The following is a 24,636-nucleotide window of genomic DNA, read 5'->3' as shown; positions in this document are numbered from 1 at the left end:
GTCGTGCTCCGTTATTGCACAACGTATTTGGTCAATAGAACATCATCGATATCACGCACGATGTCAGTTTTCGCAAACGCTAAGAGTAAGGTCTCTTTGACTTCGTTTTGCAGAATATCGATAGACCCCGCCTGCTGTAGTTCATCAAAGGTTTTATCGCTGAACAGCTTGAGCAATGAGTTTTGTACCATTGGCATGTAGTTATCGATGTTCTTAATGCGCTCTGGACGACGTGTTTCTACGGCCAGTTCCAGCATCACAAAGTGCGTCTGCTTTTTACCTTTGATAGTCAGTACCACTTTGTCCAATGGGTGAAAACTCGGTCCGTTGCTGGTAGGTTCTTCTGCTGTTAAGAACGCGAGTGGAGAATCTTCCAAAAAAGCGCTGACGCCTGATTCCGATGAGGCGGATTCTGAACTTTTATTTATGTACCAAATACCGCCAACCACCGTGGCGGCCGAAACGAGGGCACTGGTGATGATCATGGCGATAAACAGGGCGATCATTTGTTGTTTGGTCATAACCTTTTTCCTCGATGATTAATTAGGCTTGAGTGTTCAGCCAATGCTCTGAATAGTTTGTTGTTGTATTTGATTGAAAAGTGCCGGATTCACGAGCAGCAAAAATAGTGGTGTCTTCTTGTGGGCTCTCATGGTCATGACGGTCTTGACCTTGATCCGAACCGACATTGACATCTACATGAACAAAGTTCTGCTCTTGAAGCTCAGCACGTAAACGCTCGGACACTTGCATTAATGCTTCACGCGTAGCGGCTGTGTTGGCGTTAATTTGCACGCTCAAACGATCCCCTTCGACACGAACCAATAAATCCAATTTACCGAGATCTGGTGGGTCTAAGCGGATTTTGGCTTCTTGCAAGTTTTGCTGCGCTTGTAAGGTCACACGATCGTGTAAAACCTGCATCATTTGCTCACCCCATTTACTAGAGTTGGTATCAACACGTACGGCCGCCCACTCCGCGCCTTGAGCTTGAGTAGCTGCCAGTGGTGAGCTTGGGTTCGAATGCGGCGCTGTAGCTGTTTGCGCTTGTGAGTTGGCCGCTAGCACTTGCCCTTGAGCTGGTTGATTAAGTAGAGTTTGCAAGTCCGAAGCTGATACCTTTAATACGCTCGTTGCACTGGCTTTAGGGGGGCTTTGGTTCTCCTGCACAGTGGTGTTAAGCATTGGGTTTACTTGGTTTCCGACATTTGTGCTTTGAGACGCATTACCTGCCGATACTTGCGCAAGTTGATTTGTTTCGCCTTGCTTAACCGCGGTTTTGCTCATTCCTTGGATTAGGGCTTGCGCTTGAGTGGCGAGATCCATGGTGGCAGGAACCGCAATCAGCAATGCTTCAGCTGAGGTCACTTCAGCGTTGAGTTCCAGTGTTTCAGCTTTTGGCTGGGTAACTTCAGCGTTGAGGTCCATTGTTTCAGCTTTTGGTTGGGTCACTTCAGCGTTGAGTTCCGATGTTTCAGCTTTTGGCTGGGTAACTTCCGTCGGTGAGGCTTGCGCATTTAAACGGAACCCTGCAACAACAAGAGGTGCGTTGGTTTGGTGCTGTTGGTTTACCGTGGTTGAACCGAGGTGCGAAAAGCCTTGCTCTGAACGCGCTTGTGAGATTTTCCCTGCTGACGACTGAGAAGGCGCACTTGCAGGCATTGAATTGGTTACCATCATTGCGTGAGCTCCATCGTCATCGCGAGCTGATAAGCCATCGCTCGTTCTTGTTGATCATTCACCTTGCTCATCTCTTGTTTTAATTCGCTGGTGGCTTTTTCTAGATCGGTGAAAGCGCACGCATGAACCGCTTTTGCCCGCTGAATTTCAGGAGCGAGTTTTGGATCTTTAAGATACGGCTTATGACTGATCAGCAGTTCACGCAACTGTAGGTCGTAGCGTTTCAGTGCTGGCCAGTCGGCCGTTTTTGTGGCGATTTGGATCAGTTTTGATAAGTGGCGAAATCGCTCTGGCGACACTTTATGCTTGCTGTCCAAAATTCATCCATCCTTCTCGAATGTTGCCCATTACTCGCTCGACATTGTCTAAACGGGTTGCGTCGTTTTGCACGCTGGTGTAATACAGCTCAACTTGGCAGAAGTCATACAGTTGGCGTAGGTTCTCTGCAATTTCGCCGCCATTTTCTTCATCTAGGGCACTGCTTAAACCAATTAAGATGTTCATGCATTTGTTGATGCCTGTGCCTTTTTCTGCCAGACGATTGGCTGCGAGATGGCCTCGAACACGTTCAACTTCATCAAGCAGACCATCAATTAACATCACCACCAGTTGGTGTGAGTTGGCGGATGCGGCTTGCGCATCCAGATCGACTTGTTGGTATGAGTCGTAACCAGAATCCATGAGCATAATTATTTCTCCTAAAGGCTTAACCAAACATCGACATGGTTTGGTTCATTTGCGTCATTAAGGTGTTCATTTGGGTAAATTGGGAGAGGTAGCGGTTGTACGACATCTCGTATTTACGCTCTAGCGTAGTTTGCTTGTCCTCGATGCGGTCTAAGTTGGCTTGCAGGGCGTCTTTACGTGAATTAAAGGTGCCAGATGAGAATTTTAGGAAAGGTTCCGCCATATCATCGAGCGAATCCAATAAGGCTCCGTCGCCATTAAACATCGCCTCTAATCCAGCACTGTTGTTCTTCTGTGCTTCGGTAAACTTATCTTGGTCCACTTTCATTTTGCCGCTGCGGTCAAGGGTGATGCCTATTTCATTCAGTCGCATTCCGCCATGTTCTCCGCGCACCAAATTAGTCAACTGGCTTTCAATTGAGCGTAGTGTTGGGTCACTGGCGAGCACGCCACGAGCTTTGTCTTCACCGCCGATTTGAGTGTATTCATCAAGCGTCGAAACCAGAGAGTTGTAGGCTTCAACAAACTTATTGAGTTGTTCTTTTGTGCCTTCGCTGTCAGCGCCAATCCCCAGCCCTACTGCCGCTTCACCTGAGGTTTGTGCTTTCGTGACCGTGATGTCGACGCCATCAATCACGCCTTCAAAGGTGTTACTTGCGTTAGTCAACTGAAGTCCAGTGCCTTCCGCGCCGAGCCAAATCACGGCATCTTGTGGTTTACTGATTTCAGTTGTGTTGGTAAAGGCATCTTCAAACCAAGCTTGCCCCGTGCCAGAGGCGTTTACATTGATGGTGTTCGCAATGCCTGTTTCAGTGCTCGACAACATGAAATGCGTTTGACCGTTTGAGCGCACTAATGTGGCGTTGACACCGGGATTGTCAGCATTGTTATTGATAGCACTGACCAAATCAGTCACGGTTGCTTTGCCATCCCCATCGGTATCAACAGTTGATAGATCCAACGTCATGGTTTCGCCATCAATGGTGAATTCCAATGTGCCTGTGGTCGGTATTTCTGTTGTGGCATCCAAATTTGCTGGCATGCCTGTAGAGAGCTGATGTGAGGTCGCGACTTGCTCAACGAAAATTTGGTAGTTGCCCGACATGGCGTTGGCATCGGCGTTAGCCGAGAAGTACCCATCTTGAGAGAGCGTCGCCGTGTTCTTGATGATGCTACTGGTGCTGCTGTTCATCTCATTGACGGCTGTACGGAAATCACGCAGCGCGCTTTCTACTTTTCCTAGTGCTGTCAGTTGAGCTTGGTATTTATCCGCTTGAAACTGGTAGCGTTGTTGAAATGGCTGAACATCTAACGTGGCGAACTGGGTTGCCATGGTGATTGGATCTAATGAACTCATGAGGTCGCTCCCTCTCTCATCTGTATTTGGCGTCTTGTGCCAGTAATAAATGAACAGTCGCAAGATGCGTGCCTGTTATTTATTTGTATATATAACAGCATCTTGCAGTGGTTTTTCTATTTGAGAGGAAGCGCTTTTTCCACCTTGATGGTTCCGCTTTCCCCTTGGTAATTCCCGGGGTTTCCCAAAGAGAAAAGGCGACCAGAATAAGCAAATGATTTAATTAAATAGGAGAGAAATGACTGGCTATGCTGATGTACGCATAGTGAGCAGATTTCGGTGTTTACTGCTAAAGGATTCGGATTTTTCTGACCCTGTCGGAAGGTGAAGTTTTGTTATCTTATGCCCCTGCAATTTTTGTGGTTGCTTACGTCTGGCTATTTCCCCCAATTAAAAATTAAAAGAACGACAGTAATGAATGAATTTGTTTTACGACTGATGAAGTGTGCACGTGCTTACGAGGCATTTATTGGAACCAAACTGCGCAGTAAACAGAACATTAATGCCGAGGAGCTGGCAAGCATCCGTATTGAAGCGGTTTCTCGTTTCCCTGAGTTAAAAAGCTACCAACGTGACCGTGGTGTTGAATCGGCTGAATTGGAGCTGTTTAATAAGGTGCTACATAACACCATGCTCAAAGCGGGTTTTCGTGTCCCAACTGCGAACCAAACCCGTGATGCTAGCGGTATCTATATTCGTCGCTAAGTGTTTGGCATCATCAAGAACAAAAAAAACCTCCCAAATACTGGGAGGTTTGACTTTCGGACGGATTAAATCAACAGCCTTATTGGGAGCTACTGAGCTTAATCGTTGATTAACGAAGTAGCGACATTGCCATACCTGGCAATTGGTTCGTTTGAGAAAGAACCGTTGTGCCTGCTTGCATTAGCATTTGGTTCTTCGTCATGTTTGAAGACTCAACGGCAAAATCAGCGTCAGTGATACGGCCTTTCGCAGCTGACGTATTTTCAACCATGTTGCCTAGGTTAGTCATTGTGTGCTCAAGACGGTTGATGTTCGCACCCAATGCTGAACGTGCAGTACCGATTTGACCTAGAAGACCTGCATCACCGGTCGCGCCAGTCAGTGCTGTCATTGCAGTTTGAGCATTTGCTTCAGATGTTAGGTCGCCAACTGCTAGTGCACCAGATGTGCCGATTGAAGCGTTGATTGCTTGCACTTGCGTTGATACGTCAACTTCAAGTTGTTCGCCTGCTTGAGTACCAATTTGGAAGTTAACAGCTGCTGCACCAAATGTACCAGCATCTTGTAGAAGCTTGTTACCACCAAAACTCGTTGAGTCCATGATGTTCGCGAGCTCTTCACCTAGCTGCTGGTATTCCTCGTTTAGTGCCGTGCGGTCGTTTGCCGATACAGAACCGTTCGAAGCCTGTGTTGCTAGGTCGTTCATGCGGTATACGATGTTTGTCATTTCATCCATCGCGCCTTCCGCAGTTTGCATCATTGAAATGCCGTCTTGCGAGTTACGCATTGCAACGCTCATGCCGCGAGTTTGAGACTCAAGACGGGTAGCAATTTGTAGACCTGCTGCATCGTCTGCTGCTGAGTTGATACGGTAACCCGTGCTCAAACGTTCCATAGACGTGTTAAGTAGGTTACTTGTATTGTTCAGCGTGTTCTGAGTTACAAGCGATGCGAAGTTAGTATGCATAGATAAAGCCATCTTGGTCTCCTTAGTTTTTCACTATTCTTTCAGGCTTCGGGATTCTCCCTTGCTCACTAACTAGAGGCGGTCGATTCGTTTTAATGATTAATTGGAAATTTAAAAATTTTATCGAAAAGCGCTAGTTTGATGGTTTTTAGTGACTTACATTCCAGAATATTGACTGTTTAAGGTTAATTAGACAGAAAAAAGGGCGAATTCTTGTCTCGGAATTCGCCCTTTTGCTTTTGGGTGGTTTATTCATCATCAAACGATTTAAACGACAATGAGGTGGGAATATCACTGAAATAGCCGAAGTAATAACTCGCACCAAGTAATCGATAGCGGTTGAGTTCACTTTGACTTGCGACTCTCCCGGCAATCCAAGAAATGTGGTTACCCCTTAAAAATCGCGCAATGGGTAGAAATGCATGTTGCTCTTGTTTGTTTTCCATCGTCACGGATAGTTTGATCATATCAGGGTCAAATTCGGTGATGCGCTCGAAGTGTGTTTGATGTGTCGAGACTTCAAACCACAAGGCAAAGGCGTTCTCTTTCAATTGTTCTACCAAAGGAGTCACTCTATCGTGCAGACATAGGGTCTCATCGGCTTGAAGGGAAGGGATAACATGTTGAAAGGCCGCATTATGGAACTGAATCATCTGATTCAAGAAGTGCGCACCAGGCTGCCAGAGCAGGGCATCAATGCGGATGGGAACCACCACATTGCTGATTAAATCAGGGTGAAAGGTTTCGAGTTGGAATTGAGTCTGTCTTAGAGCTAAGTAGAAGCTGTACAGATCTAAGCAATATTGCATTTGCTCTGATAACTGAAACTGATAGACACTCTGCTCGCCGCGTAGGCCAAAGCGCAACGTGAGGTGTTGGTATTCCACCTCGCCAGTTTTAGTTTCACGGATGGCCTGACAGGCGTGTTGAATGTCGTTGTGCTTTAGTGCATTAAACACCAGTTGGTCGTCGTCCGTGACAATGTGTTGCAGCGCAAGGCCACATAAATAATCGTACATCGCTTTCGTTGATATGAGATTAACCAAGATTTCCTACCACGTTGATCTGTTTATTTTCTGGGATTTCATTGTAGGACAATACCGCGAGTCCTTGAGTAAAGGTACGAGCATAACGAGCCAACAATGGGCGTAACTGAGGCATCACTAATAAGATTGGTGGTAAGCCCTGTTGCTTGAGTTGTTGACGAATTAAAGGCAAGTTTTGTTGGAACTGACCAAGAATGTTCGGTTCTATCGGGAAACTGTCTAGCATCACGGTGCCCGCAGCTTGTGCTTGTTGCAGAGAGGTCATCAACATTTGCTCTAACTCGTCTGAAAGCGCATAGACATTGAGCTCGTTCTTTTGTCCTGCGACCAAGTTCACCAAGGTACGTTTTAGTGCGCAGCGTACATCTGCCGCAAGTAAAATTGGGTCTTTAGTGTTCTCAGAAGACTCCAACATGGTGTTAGCAATGGTACGAATGTCCTTTAGAGGCACTTGATCAAGCAGAAGCTGACGGTAAACCTTAAGCTGTTGTGCTGGGGTCAGTGCAGCGGCTAAGGCCTCGGCTAATTTAGGTGCTTGTGCCGTGAGTCGTTGAGTCATAGCTTCAACATCGTCATGGGTAAACAATTCAGCCAAATTGGTTTTCATGATTTTGCTGATGTGCGTGGCGATGACAGTACCATCGTCAACGACCTGATAACCCATATTCAGTGCTTTGGCTTTATCTTGATGTTCAATCCAAACTGCAGGCAGTTGGTAGGCAGGGTCGCTGCCCAAAATACCGTCGACTTCACCGTAGGTTTCCCCCACGGCGATCGCCATTAAACGTTCTGGCTCAATCAAGCCTTGCTCAATTACTTCGCCATTTAGCGCGATGGTGTACTGGTTTGGTTTTAGGCTGAGGTTGTCGCGGATACGAACTTCTGGCAGCAGAAAACCCACTTGCTCAGACAGGTTGCGGCGTACACCGCGAATACGCTGTGCCAAAGGGGCGCCTTGCTCTTTGTTTACCAAGTGCACCAAACGGTAACCGAGCGCCAAAGATAGGGTATGGACGTGTGGAATATCATCCCAAGTCAGTGCGGCTTCTTCTTCCTGCATCGCTTGAGAAAGGGCTTCGACTTGTTCTATTTGTGGGTCTTGAACCGGTTGTTTGCTTTGTCGCCAGCCTGCAAACGCCAATACGGCAGCAAAGGTGAAGAAGGCGAGGTGAGGCATTCCCGGAACTAAACCAATCACGGTCATGATTACCGCAACGGTGAACAGAGTAGCAGGTGTTGCTAGAAGCTGCTTGTGCATGGTTTCCGACATGCCGTTATCGCTGTCGTTAATGCGAGTAACGATAATGGCGGCTGCGGTTGCCAGTAATAGCGATGGGATCTGTGCAACTAAGCCGTCACCGATGGTTAGCAGTGCATAAGTCTTAAAGGCTTCTGATGCTGGTAAACCGTGTTCGAACACACCAATGCTGATACCACCAATGATGTTGATGAACAAGATCAGCAAACCTGCGACCGCATCACCACGAACAAATTTAGACGCACCATCCATAGAACCGTGGAAGTCGGCTTCGTTTGCCACTTCTTTACGACGTTGACGGGCGGTTTCTTGGTCAATCAAGCCAGCGTTTAAATCGGCATCGATGGCCATCTGTTTACCCGGAAGAGCATCCAAGGTAAAACGTGCTGATACTTCGGAAATACGCTCACCACCTTTGGTGATCACGACAAAGTTTATGATCATCAAAATGATGAACACCACCATACCGACTACGTAGTTTCCGCCGATCACCACTTCACCAAAGGCTTGGATGACTTTACCTGCGGCATCGCTGCCGTTATGGCCTTCTAACAAGACGATACGGGTAGATGCGACGTTTAACGTAAGGCGAAGTAGCGTGGCGACCAAAAGAATGGTTGGAAAAATCGAAAAGTCGAGCGGTCGCTTCGCCGTGGTGCTGACCAGCAATACCAAGATCGCTAAGACAATATTGAAGGTAAACAGCGCATCCAGCAGTAGTGGCGGTAGCGGCAATATGACCATTGCCAACACCATCAACAAGACGATTGGAATACCAATGTAGCCTTTGGTGGAGGATTGAAGTTGTTTTAACCGGTTAAGCATACTTTCGTTTCCTTGGGTAAACGCGGGTTAATCAGTGCTGCAAATGCTTTGGAATTGAAAAATGAGGCAAAGGCGTCGGCGCTTGTCCGTCGCCTTTACGAAAGGCTTTCAATTGCAAAACATACGTAAGAATGTGTGCAACGGCGATAAAGAGCTGGCTCGGAATAGCTTGCTCAATCGCGGTTGTGTGATAAATCGAACGAGTCAGTGGCGGCGAGTTGATGATCTCGACTTTGTTCTCGCGTGCGATGCGTTGGATGTGCATGGCCGTTTCATCGACGCCTTTTGCGACCACAAATGGGGCGTCTGAAAGTGAAGGTTCGTATTTCAATGCGACTGCGTAGTGGGTTGGGTTGGTGATGACCACATCTGCAGTGGGCACCATCTTGTCGATTTTACGTCGCGCGAACTGTTGTTGAATCTGACGAATACGCTGTTTGACCTCTGGGCGGCCTTCGTTATTTTTGAACTCTTCTTTGAGCTCCTGCTTCGTCATGCGCAGTTCTTTTAGGTGCTCCCAACGTTGGTAGGGAATATCAATCACACCAAACAGAAGTAAGGCAAACCCCATCAATAATAAGCCTTCAAACAGTATCGACATGACCATTGAAAAGCCTTGGCTAAGCGGCAAATTTTGCATACCAAGTAAAGGCTGGAGGTGATTATCTAAGTAGCCATAGAGAATGCCAAAGATGACCGCGACCTTGAATGTCGATTTCACCAGTTCTACAACTGAGCGGGTTGAGAAAATACGTTTGATGCCCGAAATAGGATTGAGTTTGGAGAGCTTTGGTAACACATTGGCTGGTCGGAACATCCAACCGCCCAAGATCATGCCGCTGCCAAATGTCACGATAATGATGACTGTGAAGAGGGGCAATAGCATTTCAATGATGACCGCCAAACTCTGCCCAAGTTGCTCTACCATTTGTTTTGGATTGTCTAAATCAGCACGGGTTAAGGCCATGTTGTAACGGAATATACCTGTCATGCTTTCCCAAATACTGCTGAGCTGAGAGTAAAAGTACAAGGCGACCGCTAAGAAAATCACGGCGGTGGTGAATTCTTTTGCACGAGGAATTTGTCCTTCCTGGCGAGCTTTTTTGACTTTCTGGGGGGAGGCTTTTTCGGTTTTGTCTTGTGATGACTGATCGCTCATGCGCCCCCCAACATAAAGTTATTCAAGTGGCGAATGGTGTCATGCACTAATGCGGTGTAACGACTAGGGACACCAGAAACGGATATCAAGACGCTGAACAAACCTAGCAGCATAGTCATAGGGAAGCCCAGAGCGTAAACGTTTAATGAAGGCGCGGCGCGATTCATCACACCAAAGCTAATGTTTGCAAGCAGCATGGATACAATGGCAGGTAGAGCCAAAGCAAGTGAAGAAGCGAACATCCAGCCGAAAATACTGACCACGCCTTTCAGCGAGAGTGCGGTTAACCCAGAGCCAACGGGCCATACGACAAAGCTTTGTATGACGATGTCGATAACCAACAGGTGCCCCTCCAGAGCGAGAAATAATAAGGTCGAGAAGATTAAGAACATGCGACCAAGAATCGCCACCGAAAGGCCGTTGACCGGGTCATTCATCATTGCCATGCCTAATCCCATTTGCAAAGAAACGATTTGACCAAGCATGGTAAAAACATTGAATAGCATGTGCAGAATAAGGCCAAACATCAGCCCCCATATCGCTTGTTCGAATGCAAGGAACAAGGAAGTCATAGAAAACAGTTCGACTGCTGGCATGGGTGGCATCAGTGGTGCGGTGATCACCACGATAGAGAAGGCGAGTAAGCTACGGACCCAAACTGGAATCAACGCATCGCCAAAGAATGGCATGGAAATAAAGACCGCACCGATGCGAAAAAACGGCCACCAAAGTTGACCGAGAATCACAGACAGTTCTGCAAACGTGATCGCCATTAGCCGATCATTCCCGGAATGTTATGGAACAAGAAATCAAACAGCTCCATGATTTTTCGTAGCATCCAATGCCCTGCAAAAATCACCATCAACAGGGTGACCAGTAGACGTGGCAAAAAACTTAAGGTTTGTTCGTTGATTTGGGTTGCGGCTTGAAATACCGCAATGCCAAGACCGACGATCAATCCCGGAACGACTAAGACTGCTACCATTAAAATGATCAGCCATACTGCGTCAGAAAACAGTGTAACGGTTAACTCAGGTGTCATATTGCCTCCTGCTAACCGAAACTGGCGGAAAGCGTGCCAACCGTCATTGCCCAACCATCGACAAGAACAAATATCACCAACTTGAATGGCAATGAAATGATCAGAGGTGAAAGCATCATCATACCCATTGCCATCAATACACTGGCGACCACAAGGTCAATGATCAAAAACGGAATGAACAGCATGAAGCCAATTTGGAAGGCGGTTTTCAGTTCACTGATGACAAACGCAGGGAGTACAACGGCGAAAGAAATATCCTCGACGTTTTGGTCGATGGGTTCATTGGCAATGCGTAGCATCTGCTCTAACGAACTTTGATGCGTTTGCGCCAGCATGAAGTTTCTGACCGGTTTTTCTGCAACGGAGAACGCCTGTATCAAGGTAATTTCACCGTTGTCGTAAGGTTGGAAGGCATTATCGTAGATGTCAGTCCAAACCGGACGCATGATGAGCAGAGTGAGTGTCAATGCAATGCCAATCAGCACGCGGTTCGGTGGGCTTTGTTGCAGGCCCAAGGCTTGGCGTAAGATCGCCAAAACAACAATGATTCGCGTGAAGCTGGTGGCCATCAAAACAAAGGCTGGTAAGAAACTGAGTGCGGTCATGAGCAACAGAATCTGGAGCTTAACGCTGTATTCTTGTTGCGTGTCCCCATCGGACACCGACAAAATGGTCAAGCCGTTATCTGCCGCCATGGCTGGGAAGGCAAACAACAGCGCGCCAACCAACCCCAATACTAGTAACGGCAAACGACGCTGCCAAACACTCAGACAATTCATTACGCAACCCACCGGAATTTAGCGTCCAACACCGCTCAACGCTGAGTCGTGTACATCAATAAGGCGAAGACCATATTTGTCGTTAATGACCACGACTTCCGCTTGTCCCATCAGAGACCCGTTTACTTTTACATCTAAAGGCTCGCCATTGAGTTTATCCAATTCGATCACGGTTCCTTCGCCCGCTTTCATCAAATCCCCCAATGGGATTTCTTTGCTAGCGACTTCCAAGGTCACAGTGACGGGAATGCTTTTGAAAAAGCTTAAATCGCGCTCAGCGGCAGGCTCCGGTTTGAAGGCTTGCTCCGTTTCAAAGTCCTCTAACTGAAAGTCGTCAAAATTTAATTCATCGGCGTCGAATGCTTGGTTCTCTTGCGCTTCGCTCATCGCTGCGATTCCTTATCTGGGTTAAAAATCAATACAAGCTGACCGTCTTGTTCTGCAACACGACCAGTGAAAAGAGGTTGATTACCGATGCTGACTGGTACGGTATTGAGCAGCTCGATAGGCAGAATATCGTTAGGCTGTAAGCCCGCTACGTCACTGAGCGCCATGGTCTTTTTGCTCAGTACGACATTGAGGCGAACAGGCGTCGTTTCCAATGAACGACAAAACGGTTGATAGAGATCAGCATCGGTATGAAGCTCAAGCTGCTCAATTAAGGTTTGGATTAATGTGCTATCGAGTTTGAGATGAATGGCACCTTGGTAGTCTTCGAATGTGATCGCAAGCTCCGCATGCAAACCAATTCCGCGCGGCGTTTCGTACTCGCAGGTTTGCCACATCTCTTGGGGAGCAAGCCAGTTGGTAATGATACGGCTGATGCGTTCTTGAAGGCGAAGATCACTGGCCGTCAACGTGGTCGAGGCGCGGTCGTTGCTTGCGCCATAAAAGCGGTCGGCGAGCTTGACTAAGGTATGGGCATCACTGTGGATAAAGACCATGCCACCCTCTTGATGCAGATAGCTCGATGTTTGGTCTTTATCCAACAAGGTTGGTGAGAAGCGATGTAGCTCTACCGAAGTTAAGGTCGCCTCAATTTTGTTGGAGTTGAGCCAATTTTGTAACTCGTTGGTCAGGCTAGTACAAGATTCTGAAATTAAAACTTCGAGCTTTTCACGAATGATATGAATTGGCTTGCCTAGCAGTTCTACATCAAGCAATTTGATGTCAGAAATAGACTCATTAACTCTACTTTCCATTTATATTTTACCGTGCCTTAACAAACAAAACTGTTTTAACTTAATTGCGAACAGCATACACAGATTTTTTTAGATTCTTTTAGCTTCAACTTTAAAGATTGTGACTTTAGTTCATATGTTGATTTGAATCGAAGCATAGGCACTTTTAATAAAAATTAAAAAACGGTAGTTTGAACTAATAAATCAGTTATTAATAATTATAACAAGTAGTGAGCTAATTCGTTGTTATCTCAACCAAGAGCAGTCGTTGGTTGTAGAATAAGTTTTAGAATTTGAGTTTTTTAACTCTTTGTTTTCATGGTATTAAGCTCAATTTTTAAAGCGTTTTTCTAAGCTTTTTTGAACATTTAATGACCATTTTTATATTTCAGAATAGGGAATTAATATGATTACCTATGCCGAATCTTCTAATTCAATGGCATTTTTAATTAAATCATCTAAGTCAGAAGTATGTAAGATATACCAAGGCGGAAGGTGCTTAATTATATTTTTAAAAATAGTTTTTTTGTTTGGACTATCGTCAACTAATTTCACATTGGCTGGTGGGAGTGTCACAATACCTATGGATATTTCCACTTGGTCATATAAGGGTGATAAATTTGAATGCAACTTAGTGCATTCAACTGTTCCGCAGGGGAAGTTTTATTTCCGTGCAGAGCCAAACAACCGAGTTCTCTTTATTGCTGATGTTCAAGATAACGACAATAAATGGGAAAAGGCTGTGTTAGGAAGTCAGAGTGCTCCGTGGCATAAAGAGCTTTATAGGAAGGAAAAGGCATCGCATACGTTTGCGCAGCCTACTCACCGATTTGAGTTCTTAACTGGTGCAGATTCGCTCATTCTTGAAATGGCATCAGGTAATTGGGTTACACTGTCACTAAGTGGAAGCAATCCTTCCGCCATAGATAGTGTCACGTTGCCAACCATTCAAATCCAACATGCACTAGCGTCTTTCAATCAATGTCGAGAACAGTTACCTAAGCTGTCGTTTTCTCAAGCTCGAGATCTGATTCTTCCTTTTCAGTTTGGCCAACAGGCACTGAACTCATCTCAAAAAAACACATTAGCTGCTTTGAATAGTTATGTTGTTGTTGATGAGCGCGTCACTAAAATCTTAGTTGACGGTTATACCGACAATGTTGGTGCTCAATTAATTAATCTGAAGATTTCACGCCAACGAGCTCAACAGGTCGCAGATGAGCTCATTGCAAATGGCATTGCTCCTCACTTGATTGAAGTTCGTGCGCACGGAGCTCGCTACCCAATTGCAAGCAATAACACCCAAGCAGGGCAGGCTAAGAACCGCCGCGTGACGTTGCGCTTAGTTCGAGATAACGAGCGTGTGATTACCAAAAACGAGTTTGCTAACAACAACTCAGAAGTAAAACAACAATCCCAACAAGAGAAGGTAAAGGTTCAATGATGACGAAAACGGATATTTTGTTGGTTGAGCCAAATGAACGTCTTGCTCAACCGGTACTGGATGTACTGGGGAGCGCAGGGTATACCGCTAGGCACAGTCGTACTGGGCGAAGTGCATTGCTGGAAGAGCGAGCGAGTATCACCTTGGTGAGCTCAACCTTGCCGGATATGTGTGTACGCGAGTTTGTTGCTTGTCATCAGAAACAGCGTAATTCGGGTGTCGTGATTGCGATTGTAGATCAAGACCAAGGTATTTTGGCCGCAGAGACTATGAAGTCCGGTGCGACTGATTACTTGCTTCGTCCTTTTGAGACCAATCAGTTACTCAATTTGCTCAAGCGTGTTGAGGCTCTGGGTAAACCTTTAGCGAACATTGTTGCAGAGTCATGGCGCAGTAAACAAGTTTTACAACTGGCTCATCGTGCAGCTTGCACCAACGCTAGTGTATTGATCACTGGCGAGTCGGGAACGGGTAAAGAAGTGCTGGCTCGTTATGTCCATGAGCAATCTTCTCGCCTTGATGGGAATTTTATTGCGGTGAACTGTGCTGCGATTCCGGAATCCATGCTGGAAGCCGTGCTGTTTGGCCACGTTAAAGGGGCGTTTACAGGGGCGACCAATTCTCAAAGCGGTAAGTTTGAAGAAGCCAACGGTGGCACCATTTTATTAGATGAGATTGGTGAGATGTCACCTGCGGTACAGGCGAAGTTGTTACGTGTATTACAAGAGCGTGAAGTGGAACGCGTTGGTAGCCACAAAGCCATTCAACTCGATATTCGAGTGATTGCTGCGACCAACAAAGACTTGCGTGAAGAAGTGCAGAAAGGCACGTTCCGCGAAGATCTCTACTACCGCTTAGATGTTTTGCCACTGCACTGGCCACCGCTTCGTGAACGCAAAGAAGATATTTTACCGATCAGCCAATTCTTTATTGGGAAATATCAAGATGGCAGTCGCTGTCACCTTTCTCAAGATGCGATTGCTGCCCTAAGCCAATATCACTGGCCGGGCAATATTCGTGAACTCGAAAACGTCATTCAACGCGCTTTGGTCATGCGTCACGGTGATTACATCACTGCGCATGATCTGATGCTACCAATTGAATTGCTGACGCCAGTCCCTCGCACAGAGCCAACCTCAAGTTTTGGTCATGTTGAAGCGAAGAAGCAAGCTGAGTTCCAGTTCATCCTCGATAAATTACGTCAGTTTGGTGGAAACCGAACCAAAACCGCAAATGCCTTGGGTGTGTCTACCCGAGCGTTACGTTACAAGCTTGCAGCAATGCGCGAACACGGTATTGATTTACAGTCGGCGCTTGGCTCGGCTGCCTAAAAGGAGAAATGTAGATGGCAAGTCAACCTACCAATGCGGTCTCAGCAGAGCAATTAATGCTGTCGAAAATGGAGGCGATGCGAACGCATGTTCAGCCGCCAGAATTTGTAGTGAGTGCTAACCCTTTGGATCAGCAATCTTTGAATGCACCATTGTCTTTCTCGCAAGCAATGACCAGCGTTTTGGACACGGTTAACCAACACCAATCGGTCGCCAGTCAAAAAATGACAGCCGTTGAGACGGGTAAAAGTGATGATTTAGTAGGAGCAATGGTCGCCAGTCAGAAGGCGAGTCTCTCTTTCAATGCTTTGATGCAAGTGCGCAACAAAGTAGTGATGTCGTTTGAAGATATAATGAAGATGCCGGTGTAATCCATGTCAGAACTTACCACTCAAGTGGCCGGAAATTCTGCGATGCATTCCGGCACGACACAGACGCTTTCATCGAATAATGGGATGAATGATGTCACAAATAAAATCAAACAGTTGTGGTCTAGCAGCCAACGCAATCTGGTGTTGTCTGCGGTTTTAGCCGCGATTGTTGCTGCGATTATCGTGGTTGCGTTATGGAGCTCTTCCCAAAGTTTCCGTCCGCTTTACAGCCAGCAAGAGCGCTTTGATATCGGTGAGATTGTGTCGGTACTGGAAAGCGAAGGCATCAGCTACCGCATGCAAGAGCAAAATGGGCAAGTATTAGTGCCAGAAGGTGAAGTCGCTCGTATCCGCATGTTGTTGGCATCAAAAGGTGTTAAAGCGAAATTGCCTACGGGTTTAGATTCGCTAAAAGAAGACAGCTCTCTTGGCACCAGTCAGTTTATGGAAACGGCGCGTTATCGTCATGGTTTAGAAGGTGAGTTAGTACGCACTATCATGTCGCTTAATGCAGTCGCGAATGCGCGTGTGCACTTAGCGATTCCTCGTCAAACCTTGTTTGTCCGCCAGAATACAGAAAACCCTTCTGCATCAGTGATGTTAGAACTGAAACCAGGTGAAGATCTCAAGCCAGAACAAGTGGAAGCCATCATCAATTTGGTGGTGGGTAGTGTGACGGCAATGAAGGCAGAATTTGTCTCGGTGATTGACCAATATGGCCGACTATTGAGTGCAGATGTTGCCTCTGCAGAAGCGGGTAAAGTTAACGCTAAATACCTTGAATACCAAAAGAGTGTCGAGAAGCAAATCATCCAGCGTGCTTCAGACATGCTAACGCCGATTGTTGGCCCAAGTAACTTCCGCGTGCAAGTTGCAGCCGATATGGACTTTAGTCAAGTCGAAGAGACGCAAGAGATCCTCGATAATGCGCCAGTGGTTCGCAATGAACATACCATTCAAAACAACTCAATTGATCAAATTGCTTTGGGCATCCCTGGCTCACTAAGCAATCAACCTCCGGTTACGGGTGAAACGCCAACTAACGATAGCCAAAACACTAACGCGCGCTCAGAGATCAATCGTCAATATGCGGTTGGCAGCAGTGTTCGTCGTACTCAATATCAGCAGGGGCAAATTGACAAGCTAAGTGTGTCAGTCCTCTTGAATTCACAAGCATCACCAGATGGTGTGGCATGGAGCGAAGCGGACAAGTCCCAAATCTCAACAATGATCATGGACGCTGTCGGCATTTCTGCGACTCGTGGCGACAGTTTGAGTTTGATGAGCTTCAACTTCACACCAATCGAGATTGATGCGCCGCCAGCACTGCCTTGGTGGCAAGACCCAACCGTACAGCAACCCTTGCGTTATGTGATTGGCGGGATGTTGGGATTAGCGATGATCTTTTTTGTGCTTCGTCCTTTGATCATGCACTTAACTGGAGCTGATAAACCGTCACAGGAACTGGAGTTTGCTGAACCACAGGAAGAGCCGCAATACGACAATCTGCAAACGCGTGAAGAGCGTGAACGTGAAGAAGTATTGAATCGCCGACTGTCCGAGAAAGGGATTGCCGTCTCCTCTGGTTTGGACGTCAACAGCGACATGTTACCGCCAGCCGGCTCTCCATTAGAAATCCAATTGAAACACCTACAGCTTATTGCTAATGAAGAGCCTGAGCGTGTAGCCGAAATTCTGAAACAATGGGTAAACATCAATGAACACAGCTCAGTCAACGTCAAAGCAGACGCTTAGTTATGTAGAACAAACCGCGCTCGTGCTGCTGGGCATGGGTGAGGATGCCGCAGCAAAAGTGTTGCAGCACTTCAGCCGTGATGAGACCCAGCGAGTGACACGTGCGATGGCAAAGTTAAATGGCATCAAAAGTGATTCTGCTCGCGGTGTGATTCAGCATTTTTTTGAAGATTTTCGCGAGCACAGCGGCATTCGTGGCGCATCGAAAGAATACTTGTCGAACACTTTACGCAAAGCTTTAGGTAACGATTTGGCAAAAGGTTTGCTGAACAACCTGTATGGCGATGAAATTCGTAACAACATGCAGCGCTTACAATGGGTAGAGGCCGAGACATTAGCGCGATTCATTGTTAATGAACATCCGCAAATGCAGGCGATTTTCTTGGCGTATTTACCAGCAGACAGTTCGTCGGCTGTTTTGAAGCACCTGCCGCAGGACTACCATGATGAAATCGTGTTCCGTATTGCTCAGTTGCAAGATATTGACCATCAGGTTGCGAACGATTTGCACGAATTGGTGGAACGTTGTATCGAGAAAGTGTCTGCAAGTCAAAGCACCCCGTTGTCGGGCGTGAAACAAGCTGCTGACATCATTAACCGATTTGAAGGCGACCGCGCGTCCTTGATGGAAATGCTTAAGTTGCATGACGAGAATGTGGTAAACGAAATCGAAGAGAATATGTTTGATTTCATGGTGCTGGGCCGTCAGCGCGAAGAAACCATGGATGCGTTGGTGCAACAGATCCCATTGGAACTGTGGGCGGTGGCATTGAAAGGTGCCGATATCCTACTGCAACAGGCGATCAAGCGTTCTATGCCGCAACGTATGGTGAAAGCGTTAGAAGACGATATGGAACTGCGTGGAGCCGTCGTGTTGAGCCGAGTACAGCGCGCGCGTCAGGATATTATGCAGATGGTGCGCGAGTTGGATGAAGCAGGTGAAATTCAGCTGCTGCTCTACGAAGAGCCAACAGTGGAGTAAGACCATGGCAGAAAAAGCAAATAACACCATGCGATTACCACCAAGTGGATACCGCTTACATCGTTTTCCTCCTTTGGCGCAACCTGTGAACATCGAAGACGATTTCGCGATGGAGAACCAAGGCTGGCAAGATACTCAAGCCGACGTTCAACAACAGCTGGAAGCGGGGTTTCAGCAAGGTTTGCAGCAAGGGCATGACGAGGGCATTCGCCAAGGTATTGAGCAAGGCAAGCAACAAGGTCTGCTCGATGGCCAAAAAGAAGGCTTTCAAAAAGGATTTGTGTCTGGAGAGCAATCTGGCAAGCAAGGCTTTGTGGAAGCGGCAAAACCCGTTCATGAGTTGTTCCAAGCATTATCGCGTTGGCAAAGCGAGAGAGAACAACAGCAACGCCATATGATCTGTGAATTGGTACAGAAGGTTGCACAGCAAGTGATTCGTGCTGAGCTGACTCTGATGCCACAACAGATTTTGGCTTTGGTGGATGAAACCTTATCCGCTATGCCGGGCAAAGCAGAAAGCGTGATTGTACATCTGAATCCACAAGACCTAGAGCGAATCATGCAAATCAATGCTGACTTACCAACCGCTTGGAAGCTTGTTGCAAACGCGGAGTTACCCGTTGGTGGGTGTCAGTTAGTGACTGAGGATGCAGAAGCCGATGCGAGTTGTGACTCTCGCTTACAAGCTTGTATGGATAACGTGAAACAACACTTGCTGGATGAAGCCGTATTGCCAAAGGTTGATGTTGCATATGAGTAGTACTTCCAGCCACGAGCTGTTGAACGAACGCTTGAGTGATGCACTCGCATCGCTCGATTCGATTCCGGTCGCACGAGTGACAGGGCGACTAATCAAAGTTAACGGCTTAATGCTGCAAGCCGTGGGTTGTCGATTCAAGCTTGAACAACGCTGCTTAGTGGAAACCGCAGAAGGCGACATGATTGAAGCGCAAGTCGTCGGCTTTGATCATACCGTTGCTTACCTGATGCCGATTCGTCGTCTAGGTGGTTTGTTTGCAGGAGCAAAAGTGATCCCGCTGGATGGCGATAGCACCGTTCAACTCAGCTCACAATGGCTTGGTCGAGTAGTGAATGGTCTAGGTGAACCTTTCGATGATGGCGCGCCGCTTAAAGGGGGAGATCGTGTTTCACTTGAACCAAAACCGATTAACCCACTTAAGCGACGCCCTGTCGATACTCCGCTGGATGTTGGTGTTCGTGCCATTAATGGTTTATTAACCGTTGGCAAAGGGCAGCGTATTGGTTTAATGGCGGGCAGTGGTGTCGGTAAAAGTGTCTTGATGGGGATGATCACTCAAAATACCGAAGCTGATGTTATTGTTGTCGGCTTAATTGGCGAACGTGGTCGAGAGGTTCGAGAGTTCATCGAACGTAACTTAACACCAGAGGCCCGTCAGAAAGCGGTCATTATCGCCGCGCCAGCCGATGAATCCCCTTTGATGCGTTTGCGCGCGACTCTGCTTTGTCACCGTGTGGCGGAGTATTTCCGTGACCAAGGTAAAGACGTGTTGTTACTGATGGATTCTTTAACACGTTATGCAATGGCGCAGCGTGAGATAGCGCTGTCTTTAGGGGAGCCGCCAGCGTCACGTGGTTATCCGCCTTCAGTGTTCAGCGTGTTACCACAGCTGTTGGAACGTGCAGGTAACAGTGAAAATCCACATGGTAGTTTGACGGCGATTTATACGGTATTGGCGGAAGGGGATGACCAACAAGATCCTGTGATGGATTCCGCACGTGCGATTCTTGATGGGCATGTGGTGCTTTCACGTCAACTCGCAGAACAAGGGCACTATCCAGCGATCGACATTAACGCATCGATAAGCCGCTGCATGAACGCCTGCACCCATGAAGCGCACAGCACGATAGCGAACAACTTCCGTCAAATGTACTCCAATTACCTTCAAGTTAAAGAACTCTTGCCACTTGGCGGATATCAACCAGGACAAGATCCGGAACTGGATCAGTCGGTTTCTATGTATCCGCATCTTAGAGCGTACTTACAGCAGTCGGCAAATGAGTCTATTGATTACCCAACCAGTTTGACCGCATTGGCACAAATGTTCCAAAGTGAGCAGCAATGAGGTAGCAAATGGAATCAAAGCTAAAAGCCGTCGGCAAGTTGCGCCAAATGGAAGAAAAGCAACGGGATAGAGTAGGGGATCAATTAAATGTGATGCGTCAGCGTCACTCTCATCTTGCCGTTCAGTTAGAACAGCTTTCCGCTCTTAAAGTTCATGCGGGACAATCGGCGTTGACAACGCCAGTGCTCAATAGTGCCACCTTGATGAACTTAAATCGTGTCGACCAGATGCTACAAAAGATGTTGCGTCACCATGAGCAAGAACAAGCGGTAATGCAGGCTGAGTGTGCTTCGGTACAAAAGCATCTTGAATACAAACATGCTCGAGTTCAAGGGTTAGACAAAGTCCTCGAACGCTGGCGCAACAAGCAGAACTACGAAAAATTGAAGAAAGAGCAAAAGCTGGTTGAAGACATCATTAACTCTCGCTTAAAGCGCAAAATCTTATAGACGAAATCTGATAGCGTGGAACGTCATAATGTGACCGTTTCTGACCTTGTAAGATGTTGTCTCTGTTCTTCGATTTCAAACAATGTATTCAAATAAGCATTCATAGGTAAGGGCTTCGCGACACCATACCCTTGTGCGAAGTCGATGCCTAAGTCTCGTAGAATCAGGCTGTGTGCGGGAGTTTCGACAAATTCAGCGACGGTTTCTAAGTGCATCTCTTTAGCGACAGTCGCAATCGAACTGACGATCAAACGATCGGTCTCGCTCTCTGTGATTTCACGAACGAATGCCCCCTCGATCTTCAAGATATCCAGCGGTAGACGACGCAAGTAAGCAAAGCTTGCGTAACCGGTGCCAAAGTCATCAATTGCGATTTTACAACCGAGTTTACGTAAAAGATTCAAGGTCTCTATAGCTTGTTGTTCATTGATCAATGCTGACGATTCGGTGATCTCAAAACAAATCTTATCTAAGGGAATATCGAAGCTGTGTGCACTCTCAATGATACGAGAAGCAAGGTTTTCCGCGCTTAGTGTTTTAGCCGTAAGGTTAATAGCACAATGCCCAATCGTATCCCAGTTTTTGACTTTGTCGCTCAGCATACGGAAGGTATTCAGAATCACCCAATGATCGAGTTTGATTTCCAATCCGAATTGATTGATCAAAGGAAAAAATGCGGAAGGTGGCAGTACTTTTCCATCTTGCTCTTTTAGGCGAAGCAGCACTTCAAAACTTTGTTTACTCTCTTCAGGGCCTGAAAGTCGCATGTATGGTTGGCAGAACAGTTCGAACTGTTCTCGTTTAAACACTTGCTGAATGTGGTTCAACTTGTCGACACGGTCCATTTCAAAAGATTGCACGTTGACCCAATGAATGCTGCTGTCGCTCTGTGGTGGTTGATCGCACAGAATTGATACGACTTTTTCAATATCTTGCCCTTGGTTAACGACCGAGCAATAAACGGTTGGTGAGACCAAGGCGACAGACGTTCCACGCCAGTAAAACTGGAAGCTTTCTAAATATTCCACGACTTCTTGAAGCTCTTGTTCTGCAACATCGGAATAGTGAGTGAAACTTAGCAACCCTGTGGAAAAAGGCGGACGATAGCAACGATTGATGCTTTCATTTCGCGAATATAAAAACTCGCTTAATTGCATGATGAGTTGTGATTTCCCCTCATGACCTAAGTCCGTCAGCATCGACAACGTTGGTGTCAGGTCGAGATAAATCAGCAATGAATAAGACTGATGGCTGATGTCTTCTTTTAATTGAGCGATGTTTGACAGGCCGGTGTACGGGTCAATCCTTTCTGAGCGGATTTGTCGTTGAGTCATCTCGAAGAGCTTCACTGAGTAACCGCCCAACAAATACGCGAGCGTGGTCAATACCGCAATGATGACAAGCAGGCCATAAAACTGGTCAGCATAAATTCGGTCGGCATTATAGTGACTGATGCCGTCATGAATCACCAACAGAATAAATGGAGATCCCACAAACAGCGGTCGAATTAATCCGTGTTTGGCTAATCCAATTACGACCAGTAAAACCGCAAAGAAGCTTAACGAGTTGAGCATAAATGAGGATGAAGAAAGAGCGGCGGCAACAAATAAAATGACGCAGCTTGCCAACCAAGCTAAATACTCCCGGCAGCGAGAGTTGGACACCCTAAGCCTTTTATCGAGTGCGAGATAAGATTGAGTGTCTGTATCGGTAATAAGGCTGACCATTACATACAAAATTGGGGTGACGAGTAATTGGGTCAAGTAATTGCCAAGTGTGGCATAAAACAAAAAGTCAGCACTCAAAAAGCGCCCGTCAACGAAGGTATTCACCAGCATCATTTTTATGGTATTTGCGAACGGGAACAAGCAGCCTACGATGACAAAAAATAAGCTGATCCGTTGTGCGGCTGGTTGATGAAGTGAGCGGTTATTGAGGTAGTGGAACAAACTCGAAAAAACAAAAGGCAATAGAGGGACGGTGAGAGCGTAGAGTAAGGCGTGTTCTAGACTACGCCCCGTTCCGATATAGTAAGCCAATAAACTCAGAATAATGGCAGGCAGTGCACGCCATTGATAGCGCAAGCAGCTGACGATCATCACGGAGCTGACCACAGAGATAAGCTGAAACGCATCTTTCTGGATAACAAACATTTGCGAGAGGGCAAACCCAGCAAAGATGGACAACGTGACGCCGAGAGTCAGGAACAGCATCGCACTCATATGGCGACTCGATGCGGCATTATTCATTAGTTTGATCTGAAAATAGTTGGGTAGCGGATAATAACAGGATTATCGGCATCAAATGAACTGGAATATACGTACTTTTAGAGTTTTTATTCTACAAAGTGTAACTGTGGGTGAAGCTACGTGCTACAAGGGCTGGCGGCGACGTAACCATACGAATAAGCTGCCAAGCGTCAGTAGGCCAAAACCGACAGAGCCACCATCACTGCCATTATTACCGAAGTCATTGCTTGTGGTGTCTTCTGGGTCAAACCCAGAGTCGCCTTGACTGTGATAATCTTCCCTTGCCGCTAAAGCAGCGTCGTAATTTGTCTTCGCCCCAGCACTGGTTTGGGCTTCTATCCAAGGGGTGTAATTGAGCACTTCAGTAAACACGCTTGGAATGGCAGGGGACTCACAAACCGATGAGCCGTAACTGACGATACCGATTTGTTGATAATTACCGCTACCATCTTGATACGTTAACGGGCCGCCTGAATCACCACTACATATCCCCGTGTAAGCTTGGTTTGGGAAGCCGTTCGCACACAAACTTTCTTGAGAGTTAAAACCTGAAACCAGTGAAGAACATTGTGAATCTGTAAGAGGTTGGATTTCTGCCCAGCGCAGGTAATTCGGTCCTGTCGCATCGTTGGTAGAGGTTTGACCAAGGCCAAAGATTTGGAACACTGACCGGTTACTGTAGTCACCAAAATCCTGTGGCAATGTGATGGATTGGACGTTGTCTGTGATAGGGCGGGTTAGTTCCAATATCGCGATGTCATTGATCCACAAGTTACTCGCGTTGTAATCGGGATGAATCGTGATAGCGCGTACGTCTTTGAATTCTTCAACAAACACATCATTCATGGTTGGGTTTTTGACTAAAACTCGAAGATCATCGATTGTCCAACCATCGGTAAACACATCGGATTCGACACAGTGTGCGGCGGTCATGATGTATCTATCATTGACGATGGTACCACCACAGATGTTGGCAAACTGACTCGAGCCAGTACGGTGTAATATCAGGCGAGCAAAGAAAGGAAGTTGATTGGCAGTGGCTTGTTGGCCGCCAATAATAAACGTTTTTAAATCCGAGTCATTTGCACTGACTGTTTGTCCTGCGGAGCTTGTCATTGGCACAATGAGTAAAACGCCACTTATTAAGACATGATACAACCTCATAAAGCCATCCTTGGAGTTCAAAAGTACTTCTTTTACTTTATACCAATTCCGGCATTAATCTATTCACTACAGAAACGAATAAATTTCATAACGCCTATAG

Annotated in this window: 25 protein-coding genes; 9 read left to right on the top strand and 16 right to left on the bottom strand. The window is 46.7% G+C overall.

From position 1 onward, the window contains the following. Window positions 1-11: 11 nt before the first annotated feature. Genes C1S73_RS26895 through fliD form a run of 5 tightly spaced genes read right to left on the bottom strand, consistent with a single transcriptional unit; the run spans window position 12 to window position 3,724 of the window. Entirely contained in the window at window positions 12-521 is a 510-nt protein-coding gene (locus tag C1S73_RS26895) for a flagellar basal body-associated FliL family protein (protein ID WP_038868346.1), read from the bottom strand. 22 nt (window positions 522-543) lie between these two features. Further along, complete coding sequence (locus C1S73_RS26890; protein WP_038868349.1) at window positions 544-1,680, bottom strand: flagellar hook-length control protein FliK; 1,137 nt, start codon at window positions 1,678-1,680, stop codon at window positions 544-546. Continuing rightward, complete coding sequence (locus C1S73_RS26885) at window positions 1,677-1,997, bottom strand: hypothetical protein (RefSeq protein ID WP_038868351.1); 321 nt, start codon at window positions 1,995-1,997, stop codon at window positions 1,677-1,679. The genes C1S73_RS26890 and C1S73_RS26885 overlap by 4 nt, the downstream gene beginning before the upstream one ends. After that, window positions 1,981-2,367, bottom strand: a complete 387-nt coding sequence (gene fliS, locus C1S73_RS26880) for a flagellar export chaperone FliS (protein WP_038868353.1) — start codon at window positions 2,365-2,367, stop codon at window positions 1,981-1,983. The genes C1S73_RS26885 and fliS overlap by 17 nt, the downstream gene beginning before the upstream one ends. Window positions 2,368-2,386: 19 nt before the next feature. Continuing rightward, window positions 2,387-3,724, bottom strand: coding sequence for a flagellar filament capping protein FliD (fliD, locus tag C1S73_RS26875; RefSeq protein ID WP_038868355.1), 1,338 nt, complete (start codon window positions 3,722-3,724; stop codon window positions 2,387-2,389). Window positions 3,725-4,138: 414 nt separating this feature from the next. On the opposite strand from fliD, the gene C1S73_RS26870 reads away from it, so the two are divergent. Next, the gene (locus C1S73_RS26870) at window positions 4,139-4,429 is read left to right on the top strand and encodes a hypothetical protein (RefSeq protein ID WP_038868358.1); all 291 of its coding nucleotides are present in this window, start codon (window positions 4,139-4,141) and stop codon (window positions 4,427-4,429) included. A gap of 109 nt (window positions 4,430-4,538) precedes the next feature. Here C1S73_RS26870 and lafA read toward each other — a convergent pair whose 3' ends face one another. The 9 genes from lafA to C1S73_RS26825 all read right to left on the bottom strand — a co-directional run bounded on the left by lafA (window position 4,539) and on the right by C1S73_RS26825 (window position 12,707). Continuing rightward, the gene (lafA, locus tag C1S73_RS26865) at window positions 4,539-5,408 is read right to left on the bottom strand and encodes a lateral flagellin LafA (RefSeq protein ID WP_038868362.1); all 870 of its coding nucleotides are present in this window, start codon (window positions 5,406-5,408) and stop codon (window positions 4,539-4,541) included. Window positions 5,409-5,644: 236 nt separating this feature from the next. After that, window positions 5,645-6,415: an EAL domain-containing protein gene (locus tag C1S73_RS26860; RefSeq protein ID WP_038868364.1), complete on the bottom strand. Its 771-nt coding sequence runs from the start codon at window positions 6,413-6,415 to the stop codon at window positions 5,645-5,647. 19 nt (window positions 6,416-6,434) lie between these two features. Further along, window positions 6,435-8,525 (bottom strand): flagellar biosynthesis protein FlhA, encoded by a 2,091-nt coding sequence (gene flhA / locus C1S73_RS26855; RefSeq protein WP_038868367.1) that lies wholly within the window; start codon window positions 8,523-8,525, stop codon window positions 6,435-6,437. Window positions 8,526-8,556: 31 nt separating this feature from the next. Beyond that, window positions 8,557-9,684, bottom strand: coding sequence for a flagellar biosynthesis protein FlhB (gene flhB / locus C1S73_RS26850; RefSeq protein ID WP_038868370.1), 1,128 nt, complete (start codon window positions 9,682-9,684; stop codon window positions 8,557-8,559). After that, the gene (gene fliR, locus C1S73_RS26845; RefSeq protein ID WP_038868371.1) at window positions 9,681-10,457 is read right to left on the bottom strand and encodes a flagellar biosynthetic protein FliR; all 777 of its coding nucleotides are present in this window, start codon (window positions 10,455-10,457) and stop codon (window positions 9,681-9,683) included. Before fliR ends, flhB begins: the two co-directional genes overlap by 4 nt. Continuing rightward, window positions 10,457-10,726: a flagellar biosynthesis protein FliQ gene (gene fliQ, locus C1S73_RS26840; RefSeq protein WP_038868373.1), complete on the bottom strand. Its 270-nt coding sequence runs from the start codon at window positions 10,724-10,726 to the stop codon at window positions 10,457-10,459. Before fliQ ends, fliR begins: the two co-directional genes overlap by 1 nt. 11 nt (window positions 10,727-10,737) lie before the next feature. After that, on the bottom strand, window positions 10,738-11,505 hold the full coding sequence (gene fliP / locus C1S73_RS26835) for a flagellar type III secretion system pore protein FliP (RefSeq protein ID WP_038868375.1): 768 nt from the start codon (window positions 11,503-11,505) through the stop codon (window positions 10,738-10,740). Between the two features lie 18 nt (window positions 11,506-11,523). Next, window positions 11,524-11,892, bottom strand: a complete 369-nt coding sequence (gene fliN, locus C1S73_RS26830) for a flagellar motor switch protein FliN (protein WP_038868377.1) — start codon at window positions 11,890-11,892, stop codon at window positions 11,524-11,526. Beyond that, on the bottom strand, window positions 11,889-12,707 hold the full coding sequence (locus tag C1S73_RS26825; RefSeq protein WP_038868380.1) for a FliM/FliN family flagellar motor switch protein: 819 nt from the start codon (window positions 12,705-12,707) through the stop codon (window positions 11,889-11,891). Before C1S73_RS26825 ends, fliN begins: the two co-directional genes overlap by 4 nt. Before the next feature lie 385 nt (window positions 12,708-13,092). On the opposite strand from C1S73_RS26825, the gene C1S73_RS26820 reads away from it, so the two are divergent. The 8 genes from C1S73_RS26820 to fliJ are packed head-to-tail and all read left to right on the top strand — an operon-like array spanning window position 13,093 to window position 21,123. Next, the gene (locus tag C1S73_RS26820; RefSeq protein WP_038868383.1) at window positions 13,093-14,130 is read left to right on the top strand and encodes a MotY family protein; all 1,038 of its coding nucleotides are present in this window, start codon (window positions 13,093-13,095) and stop codon (window positions 14,128-14,130) included. Continuing rightward, complete coding sequence (locus C1S73_RS26815) at window positions 14,130-15,461, top strand: sigma-54-dependent transcriptional regulator (protein ID WP_038868489.1); 1,332 nt, start codon at window positions 14,130-14,132, stop codon at window positions 15,459-15,461. The genes C1S73_RS26820 and C1S73_RS26815 overlap by 1 nt, the downstream gene beginning before the upstream one ends. A gap of 14 nt (window positions 15,462-15,475) precedes the next feature. Next, the gene (gene fliE, locus C1S73_RS26810) at window positions 15,476-15,832 is read left to right on the top strand and encodes a flagellar hook-basal body complex protein FliE (RefSeq protein ID WP_038868386.1); all 357 of its coding nucleotides are present in this window, start codon (window positions 15,476-15,478) and stop codon (window positions 15,830-15,832) included. A 3-nt stretch (window positions 15,833-15,835) separates the two neighbouring features. Next, window positions 15,836-17,587 carry a flagellar basal-body MS-ring/collar protein FliF gene (gene fliF, locus C1S73_RS26805; RefSeq protein WP_038868387.1) on the top strand — a complete coding sequence of 584 codons (1,752 nt, stop codon included), beginning with the start codon at window positions 15,836-15,838 and terminating at the stop codon, window positions 17,585-17,587. Beyond that, window positions 17,550-18,569, top strand: coding sequence for a flagellar motor switch protein FliG (locus tag C1S73_RS26800; RefSeq protein ID WP_038868389.1), 1,020 nt, complete (start codon window positions 17,550-17,552; stop codon window positions 18,567-18,569). Before fliF ends, C1S73_RS26800 begins: the two co-directional genes overlap by 38 nt. 4 nt (window positions 18,570-18,573) lie before the next feature. Further along, complete coding sequence (gene fliH / locus C1S73_RS26795; RefSeq protein WP_038868391.1) at window positions 18,574-19,329, top strand: flagellar assembly protein FliH; 756 nt, start codon at window positions 18,574-18,576, stop codon at window positions 19,327-19,329. Next, on the top strand, window positions 19,322-20,674 hold the full coding sequence (gene fliI, locus C1S73_RS26790; protein WP_038868392.1) for a flagellar protein export ATPase FliI: 1,353 nt from the start codon (window positions 19,322-19,324) through the stop codon (window positions 20,672-20,674). Before fliH ends, fliI begins: the two co-directional genes overlap by 8 nt. An 8-nt stretch (window positions 20,675-20,682) precedes the next feature. Next, window positions 20,683-21,123, top strand: a complete 441-nt coding sequence (fliJ, locus tag C1S73_RS26785) for a flagellar export protein FliJ (RefSeq protein ID WP_038868393.1) — start codon at window positions 20,683-20,685, stop codon at window positions 21,121-21,123. Between the two features lie 23 nt (window positions 21,124-21,146). On the opposite strand, the gene C1S73_RS26780 is transcribed toward fliJ, so the two are convergent. Continuing rightward, window positions 21,147-23,372, bottom strand: coding sequence for an EAL domain-containing protein (locus tag C1S73_RS26780; protein ID WP_038868394.1), 2,226 nt, complete (start codon window positions 23,370-23,372; stop codon window positions 21,147-21,149). Between the two features lie 123 nt (window positions 23,373-23,495). Next, window positions 23,496-24,536: a S1 family peptidase gene (locus tag C1S73_RS26775; RefSeq protein WP_050566688.1), complete on the bottom strand. Its 1,041-nt coding sequence runs from the start codon at window positions 24,534-24,536 to the stop codon at window positions 23,496-23,498. Between the last annotated feature and the right edge of the window lie 100 nt (window positions 24,537-24,636).

The organism is Vibrio jasicida 090810c (assembly GCF_002887615.1).
Classification (GTDB): Bacteria; Pseudomonadota; Gammaproteobacteria; order Enterobacterales; family Vibrionaceae; genus Vibrio; species Vibrio jasicida.
This window is presented reverse-complemented; position numbering and strand designations above follow the sequence as displayed.